This window comes from Pseudomonas sp. FR229a (assembly GCF_030209115.1).
Classification (GTDB): Bacteria; Pseudomonadota; Gammaproteobacteria; order Pseudomonadales; family Pseudomonadaceae; genus Aquipseudomonas; species Aquipseudomonas moraviensis_A.
The window spans coordinates 91,918-99,528 of record NZ_JARVSP010000018.1 but is presented as its reverse complement, the minus strand read 5'-3'; the positions used below and the strand labels follow the sequence as shown (position 1 = coordinate 99,528).

Here is a 7,611-nt window from a genome sequence, read left to right as displayed (position 1 = left end):
CGGTCACCCCCTCTCCCTCAGGGAGAGGGGACTGATTGGGAGATGTTCAGAATGTGCGCCAACCTGAAAAAACCGTGCCGAATCCATAATCGACTCGGCATTTCAGGTCGGTGTATGACGCAAGTTACCTCGGTCACCCCCTCTCCCTCAGGGAGAGGGGGCTGATTGGGGGATGTTCAGAATGTGCGCCAACCTGAGGAAACCGTGCCGAATCCATAATCGACCCGGTATTTCAGGTCGATGTATGACGCAAAACACCTCGGTCGGCCCCCTCTCCCTCCGGGAGAGGGCTGGGGTGAGGGGAAAAGGATTCCACGGCCTACTTCTGCGTCCCGTCATCATGCTGCAGATTCGCCTGGGTCAGATTCGCCCCCGCCGGTACGCTGCGTGTCAGCCACACGTTGCCGCCGATGGTCGAGCCCTTGCCGATAGTGATTCGCCCGAGAATCGTCGCCCCGGCGTAAATCACCACATCGTCTTCCACGATCGGGTGGCGCGGATGGCCCTTCTGCAACTGGCCGTCCTCATCCGCGGGGAAGCGCTTGGCACCCAGGGTCACCGCCTGATAAATGCGCACTCGCTCGCCGATGATCGCGGTTTCGCCAATCACCACACCGGTGCCGTGATCAATGAAGAAACTGCGACCGATCTGCGCGCCCGGGTGAATGTCGATGCCCGTCGCCGAGTGGGCAATTTCCGCGCTGATCCGCGCCAGCAGCGGCAGCCCGGCACGATACAGGTGGTGCGCCAGACGATGGTGAATCACCGCGAGAATGCCCGGATAGCACAGCAGCACTTCATCAACGCTGCGTGCCGCCGGATCGCCGTGGTACGCCGCCAGCACGTCGGTGTCGAGCAGCGTGCGCAGACCCGGCAAGGCCAAGGCAAAATCCTGCACGATCCGAATGGCCCGGGCCTCGACTTCACTGTCGTCCTGCGCGCTGTGGCGAGCGACGTAACGCAACTCCAGGCGTGTCTGCGCCAGCAAGGCATTCAGTGCTACATCAAGGGTGTGCCCGACGTAGAAATCTTCACTTTCCTCACGCAGGTCCACCGGACCCAGACGCATCGGAAACAACGCGCCGCACAGCGCCTCGAGGATTTCCGCCATCGCCGCCCGCGACGGCAACTCGCGCCCACCCTGCTCTCCGGATGCCCGGCCATTCTGTGCACGCCACTGATCCCGCGCGCTGCGCAGCTGGCTGACGATGGTCTGCAATTGCCAATGGCTGGAACGCTCGCTCACGGTGAAGTCTCCTCACGGGGCGGCCGGACTGTCTGGCCGCGTCAACGGCGCCTACTTTACGGCATGCCTTTGCCGACGAATTAAGAACCGATAGTGCTGGCTTAAGTCCTTTTGGCTATAAGCGATTCACGGTTGCCCGGGCAAAAGCGCGTGCCTATAGTCCATTCATTCTTCTGCGCCAGTACGGACCCATGATCAAACCACAGCTGCAACGCTTTCCCCGTCTTGAACTGCTGAGCCATCCCACACCCTTGGAAAAACTCGAACGCCTGTCGAGCTGGCTTGGCCGCGAGGTGTACATCAAGCGTGATGACCTGACGCCGCTGGCGATGGGCGGCAACAAACTGCGCAAACTTGAATACCTCGGCGCCGATGCTCTGGCACAAGGCGCCGACACGCTGATTACCGCAGGCGCGCTGCAATCGAACCACGTGCGCCAGACCGCTGCACTGGCGGCGAAACTCGGCCTGGGCTGCGTGGCGCTGCTGGAGAACCCGCTGGGCACTGACGACAGCAATTACACCGGCAACGGCAATCGTCTGCTGCTGGATCTGTTCGACACCAGGGTCGAACTGGTCGACAACCTCGACAATGCTGACGAACAACTGGCCGCCCTCGCCGCGCGCCTGCGCAGCAACGGCAAGAAGCCGTATCTGGTACCGATTGGCGGGTCCAATGCGCTCGGTGCCCTGGGTTACGTGCGTGCCGGACTGGAACTGGCTGAGCAGATCAAGGACAGCGGCATCGATTTCGCCGCAGTGGTGCTGGCCTCCGGCAGTGCCGGAACTCACAGTGGTCTCGGATTGGCGCTGAGTGAGGCGCTGCCGCAATTGCCAGTGATTGGTGTGACGGTTTCGCGCAGTGAAGAAGATCAGCGGCCGAAGGTCCAGGGTCTGGCTGAACGCACGGCGGATCTGCTGGGCATCGAGGTGCCGGCCAGCTTCAAGGTCGAGCTGTGGGACGAGTATTTCGGCCCGCGTTACGGCGAACCCAATGCCGGGACTTTGGCGGCGGTGAAACTGTTGGCCGCTCAGGAGGGTCTGTTGCTTGACCCCGTGTACACCGGCAAGGCCATGGCCGGCCTGTTAGACGGGATCGGCCGGCAGCGCTTCGATGACGGCCCGATCATCTTCCTGCACACCGGTGGCGCGCCGGCGTTGTTTGCCTACAAGGATTTTCTTTAAGAGCAGATCTTTTAAAAAACATGAATATTCCTTAAATGAATAACAGTTTCCATATTAAGTATTTTCAAGTCTAAAACAGACATCTTATAGTCTCGCCGCAGGCGAATTTCGGGCGAGACGCTTAAGCTGCTTTAAGGCAGGATAGCGCTGTCGTCCAAATCACCCATTTGCCTACATTCCTTAAGCGTCTTCCATAAGAAAACACAGGGGCTTGTCATGAATTTTTCCGCACTACGTCGCACTCTGCTGGTCGGTTCGCTGGGTCTGGCGCTGGGCGCCGGCCTGATCGGTCAGGCAGTGGCCGGTGAGCAGTTGCAACAGATCAAGGACAAAGGCGTTCTCAACGTCGGCCTGGAAGGCACTTATCCGCCGTTCAGCTTCGTTGACGAGAACGGCAAGCTGTCCGGTTTCGAAGTCGAGCTCTCCGAAGCGCTGGCGCAGAAACTCGGGGTCAAGGCCAAGATCCAGCCGACCAAATGGGACGGCATCCTCGCTGCACTGGAATCCAAGCGTCTGGATCTGGTAGTCAATCAGGTAACCATCTCCGACGAGCGCAAGAAGAAGTATGACTTCTCCGAACCCTACACTGTCTCCGGCATTCAGGCCCTCGTGCTGAAAAGCAAAGAGTCGGCGCTGAATATCAAGACCGCCGCTGACCTGTCCGGCAAGAAAGTCGGTGTCGGCCTGGGCACCAACTACGAGCAGTGGGTTCGCGCCAACGTGCCGGGTGCTGACGTGCGCACCTACGACGATGATCCGACCAAGTTCGCCGACCTCAACAACGGTCGTACCGATGCCATCCTGATCGACCGTCTGGCTGCACTCGAATACGCCAAGAAAGCCCCGAAAACCGTGGCTGCCGGTGAGGCCTTCTCCCGTCAGGAATCCGGTATCGCCCTGCGCAAAGGCGAGCCTGAACTGCTGGCAGCGGTGAACAAGGCGCTGGACGAACTGCGTGCCGACGGCACCCTTGAGAAACTGTCGAAGAAATACTTCAACGCAGACGTCACTAAATAATGGAAGAGGCTTTCCAACTCGCGCTGGATTCCGCGCCCTTCCTGTTGAAGGGCGCGTACTACACGGTAGTTCTCAGCCTCGGCGGGATGTTCTTCGGTCTGCTGCTGGGCTTCGGCCTGGCACTGATGCGCCTGTCGCGCTTCAAATCGGTCAGTTGGCTGGCCCGCATCTACGTGTCGTTCTTCCGCGGTACGCCGTTGCTGGTGCAGCTGTTTGTGATCTATTACGGCCTGCCGCAACTGGGCATGGAGCTTGATCCGCTGCCGGCGGCACTGATCGGCTTTTCGCTGAACATGGCCGCCTACGCCTGTGAAATCCTGCGTGCCGCGATCGGTTCGATCGAACGCGGTCAGTGGGAAGCTGCTGCGAGTATCGGCATGACCCGCGCGCAGACCTTGCGGCGGGCCATCCTGCCGCAAGCGATGCGCACGGCATTGCCGCCGCTGGGCAACAGCTTCATTTCGCTGGTCAAGGACACGGCGCTGGCCGCCACCATCCAGGTGCCGGAACTGTTCCGTCAGGCGCAGCTGATTACCGCCCGGACCTTCGAAGTCTTCACCATGTATCTTGCCGCTGCGCTGATCTACTGGATTCTGGCCACAGTGCTTTCGCACTTCCAGAACAAGTTGGAAGAGCGGGTCAATCGGCATGACCAGGAGTCCTGACCCGATGATTGTCGTGGAAAAACTGACCAAGCAATTCAAGGGTCAGGTCGTGCTCAACGGCATCGACCTTGAGGTAAAGGAAGGCGAAGTCGTCGCGATCATCGGCCCCAGCGGCTCGGGGAAAACGACGTTCCTGCGCTGCCTGAATTTCCTCGAAGAACCCACCAGCGGCCGGATCAAGGTCGGCGATATCGAAATCGATACCGGCCGCCCGTTGAACCAGCAACAGAGTCTGGTGCGTAACCTGCGCCAGCACGTCGGTTTCGTGTTCCAGAACTTCAACCTGTTCCCCCATCGCACTGCCTTGGAAAACGTCATCGAAGGCCCGATCGTGGTCAAGAAGATGCCGCGCGACCAGGCCGTTGCGCTGGGCAAGAAGCTGCTGACCAAGGTTGGGCTAGCCGGCAAAGAGGATGCTTATCCGCGTCGTCTCTCCGGTGGCCAACAGCAGCGCGTGGCGATCGCCCGGGCGCTGGCAATGGAGCCGGAAGTCATCCTCTTCGACGAACCGACCTCAGCGCTCGATCCGGAACTGGTTGGCGAGGTGCTGGCAACCATTCGAGGACTTGCGGAAGAAAATCGCACCATGGTGATTGTCACCCACGAAATGGGATTCGCCCGTGACGTGGCCAATCGTGTGGTGTTTTTCGACAAGGGCGTAATTGTCGAGCAAGGTGAAGCGAAAGCACTGTTTGCCAACCCGAAAGAAGAACGCACCCAACAGTTTCTCAGCAAGTTTCTGAATCACGCCTGAGAACTTTCCCTGCAATAGCTCCTAACTTCCACGGATGGAAGTTAGCTTTTCTCTCCCGCACTTGTACCTTTCAGATATTTATTATCAGCGCACGCAAGATACATTGCGCAATGCATGCATTCATCCTTGAGTCATCGCATCCCTATACGTTTGCTCAAGCATAAACCCGCACAAAACGCAGCGGAATCGGCGTTTTTCTGTAGCTGCTTTCGCCACTCCGCCGAGGCACAGTGCCTCAATGGCGTAGGAGATTTCTGATTAACTTGTAATTCACGGATTAACTAACCCCGTCTATTGACACCCCTCTCTGCAGACTTTTATCTAGTCGGCAACCGAAGCCACTTAGTTCAAAAAAACCAAATCAATACTGAGCAAAATACTTGTCACTTTATTGCCAGTTGATTCGCGACTTTTATTTTCCAGAAACGGATTTCGCTGCAAGACTTCAAGGAGAGAAACCGATGACCCGCACTTCGCACACCCCCGAACTTGCAGCGCCAACGCTGGCATGCGCACAGACAACCGGCGTCAACCTGGCGACAGCCGCTCACCTGCGGGTCAATGTGCCGCCCTACCCTGGCATGGACGATGGCGACCTGATCGAGCTGTTCTGGAACAAGTGTTATGTCGCTTCCAAAGTCCTCAGCGCGGCCGATGTCGGCGCGCCCGTCAGCCTGCGGGTGCCGGAGAGTTTCATCGGCAACGGTACCGCCCGCATTCACTACCGCGTGATGCAGGTCGGCCAAGGCCCCGCCCTGTCCTCAGCGACCCGGGTGCAGGTCAAACTTGATTGCCCCGGTGGCCAGCCCACCGGGCAGTGCGAAGACGAAAATCAGCAACTGGCACCGGTGATCATCCCGGAGGCGATTCGCCGTCAGGGCGTAAACCCCAACCAGATCAAACGCGGCGTGCCGCTGACCATCGAACCCTATCTGAACATGGCTGAAGACGACGCCATCACCCTGCGCTGGGGCGATGTGCGCATGGATCTGACGCCGGTCACGGCGGCCGACGTCGGGCTGCCGATTCAGGTGTGGGTGCCACCGGCAGTCATCGTCGAAGCGGGCGAAGATCTGCGACTGGACGTGACCTATTGCATCCTCGACCGGGTCGGTAACAACTCGCGCTGGGCGCCGCCGCGCACATTGAAAATCGGCTGCGTGAATCCGTATGTGAAAGTCCCGTTGAAGCCCGAATTCAAGGCCGCCGAATCGCGCACCAAGTGAGCCCTGGTCAGGATGGGAGGTAAGTTACCTCTCACCTGAAAATCGGCAACCAACGCTGACATCCCCCTTCTATGCATATTCCTAAAAGTTAGTTTATTTAATTTTTATACGCGCTTAGGGTATATGCACCGGACCACCGGACATTCTTTCAATCGTCGCACTTCGCGGCGTTTTTCATGAGATGTGAGGTAGGTATGGTCCGGAACACAATCACCCCAGTGCAGATCGCCAGGGCATTGCGTGCAGCCAGGGAGCGGCACTGATGTCCAGTCTTGCAGATGCAAACGTGCAGTCCGATCTGGACATCGCCCCGCTGTTGTTGCCCGCGCAAGTACTGCGCAACGACGCTCAAGCGATCAAGGCCGCCCATGACCTGGCGCAGGTTGCCCGCGTGCAGGCGGCCAAACGCGACCGCCAGCGCAAGCTGCCGTGGTCGGAAATCGAACAGTTCACCCGCAGCGGTCTGGGCAGCATTGCCATCCCCCGTGAATACGGCGGCCCTCAGGTTTCCTTCGTCACGCTGGCCGAAGTATTCGCGATCATTTCCGCCGCCGACCCGGCGCTCGGGCAGATCCCGCAGAACCAGTTCGGCATCATCAATCTGGTGCTCGGCAGCGCCACCGAAGCGCAGAAAAAGCAGCTGTTCCAGAGTGTTCTGGAAGGCTGGCGCATCGGTAACGCCGGCCCGGAACGCGGCACAAAAAATACTCTGGAACTGAAAGCGCGCATCACCGCCGATGGCGATGACTACGTGATCAACGGCCAGAAGTTCTACTCCACCGGTGCCCTGTTTGCGCACTGGGTCGCGGTGAAAGCGCTCAACGATGACGGCAAGCAAGTGCTGGCTTTCGTCCGTCGCGGCACACCGGGTTTGCGCATCGTTGATGACTGGTCGGGCTTCGGCCAGCGCACCACCGCCAGCGGCACGATTTTGCTGAACAACGTGCGCGTCGAGTCGAGCCTGGTCATCGACAACTGGAAGATCAATGAGAAGCCGAACACCCAAGGCGCAGTGTCGCAGCTGATTCAAGCGGCGATCGATGCCGGCATCGCCCGTGGCGCCATCGACGACGCCATCGAGTTCGTCAAAACCCGCGCACGGCCATGGATCGACGCCAAGGTCGAGCGCGCCAGCGATGACCTCTATGTGATCGCCGATATCGGCAAACTGAAAATCGAACTGCACGCCGCCGAAGCACTGCTGCGCAAGGCCGGCAAAGTACTCGATCAGGTCCACGCCGCACCGCTGACTGCCGAATCGGCCGCACGCGCGTCTATCGCCGTGGCCGAAGCGAAAGTGCTGACCACCGAAGTTTCGCTGCTGGCCAGCGAAAAGCTGTTCGAACTGGCGGGCAGTCGCGCAACCCTCGCCGAATTCAATCTCGACCGCCACTGGCGCAACGCACGCGTGCACACCCTGCACGACCCGGTGCGCTGGAAATATCACGCGGTCGGTGCTTATCGCCTCAACGGCACCTTGCCGGCTCGCCATTCCTGGATCTGAGACGACCAGACATCT

The 7,611-nt window shown here is 59.3% G+C and carries 7 protein-coding genes; 6 read left to right on the top strand and 1 reads right to left on the bottom strand.

Going from position 1 to position 7,611, the window contains the following annotated elements; genetic code table 11:
- Nucleotides 1–319: 319 nt before the first annotated feature.
- The gene (epsC, locus tag QRN33_RS14755; protein WP_042608569.1) at nt 320–1,246 is read right to left on the bottom strand and encodes a serine O-acetyltransferase EpsC; all 927 of its coding nucleotides are present in this window, start codon (nt 1,244–1,246) and stop codon (nt 320–322) included.
- Nucleotides 1,247–1,437: 191 nt separating this feature from the next.
- Here epsC and QRN33_RS14750 point away from each other — a divergent pair, with 191 nt between their 5' ends.
- From QRN33_RS14750 to QRN33_RS14725, 6 genes are all read left to right on the top strand, one after another.
- Nucleotides 1,438–2,430, top strand: a complete 993-nt coding sequence (locus QRN33_RS14750) for a D-cysteine desulfhydrase (RefSeq protein ID WP_285409164.1) — start codon at nt 1,438–1,440, stop codon at nt 2,428–2,430.
- Nucleotides 2,431–2,646: 216 nt separating this feature from the next.
- Nucleotides 2,647–3,447 carry a cystine ABC transporter substrate-binding protein gene (gene tcyJ, locus QRN33_RS14745; RefSeq protein WP_042608567.1) on the top strand — a complete coding sequence of 267 codons (801 nt, stop codon included), beginning with the start codon at nt 2,647–2,649 and terminating at the stop codon, nt 3,445–3,447.
- On the top strand, nt 3,447–4,112 hold the full coding sequence (gene tcyL, locus QRN33_RS14740) for a cystine ABC transporter permease (protein ID WP_042608566.1): 666 nt from the start codon (nt 3,447–3,449) through the stop codon (nt 4,110–4,112). The genes tcyJ and tcyL overlap by 1 nt, the downstream gene beginning before the upstream one ends.
- A 4-nt stretch (nt 4,113–4,116) precedes the next feature.
- The gene (gene tcyN / locus QRN33_RS14735; protein WP_042608565.1) at nt 4,117–4,866 is read left to right on the top strand and encodes an L-cystine ABC transporter ATP-binding protein TcyN; all 750 of its coding nucleotides are present in this window, start codon (nt 4,117–4,119) and stop codon (nt 4,864–4,866) included.
- 461 nt (nt 4,867–5,327) lie between these two features.
- Nucleotides 5,328–6,092, top strand: a complete 765-nt coding sequence (locus tag QRN33_RS14730) for a hypothetical protein (protein ID WP_285409163.1) — start codon at nt 5,328–5,330, stop codon at nt 6,090–6,092.
- 262 nt (nt 6,093–6,354) lie between these two features.
- Nucleotides 6,355–7,596, top strand: coding sequence for an SfnB family sulfur acquisition oxidoreductase (locus QRN33_RS14725; protein WP_042608563.1), 1,242 nt, complete (start codon nt 6,355–6,357; stop codon nt 7,594–7,596).
- Nucleotides 7,597–7,611: the final 15 nt, after the last annotated feature.

Coding starts and splice junctions, on each gene's coding strand:
- tcyN (WP_042608565.1), top strand. CDS start 4,117: ATGATTGTCGTGGAAAAACTGACCAAGCAATTCAAGGGTCAGGTCGTG.
- tcyJ (WP_042608567.1), top strand. CDS start 2,647: ATGAATTTTTCCGCACTACGTCGCACTCTGCTGGTCGGTTCGCTGGGT.
- QRN33_RS14750 (WP_285409164.1), top strand. CDS start 1,438: ATGATCAAACCACAGCTGCAACGCTTTCCCCGTCTTGAACTGCTGAGC.
- QRN33_RS14730 (WP_285409163.1), top strand. CDS start 5,328: ATGACCCGCACTTCGCACACCCCCGAACTTGCAGCGCCAACGCTGGCA.
- tcyL (WP_042608566.1), top strand. CDS start 3,447: ATGGAAGAGGCTTTCCAACTCGCGCTGGATTCCGCGCCCTTCCTGTTG.
- QRN33_RS14725 (WP_042608563.1), top strand. CDS start 6,355: ATGTCCAGTCTTGCAGATGCAAACGTGCAGTCCGATCTGGACATCGCC.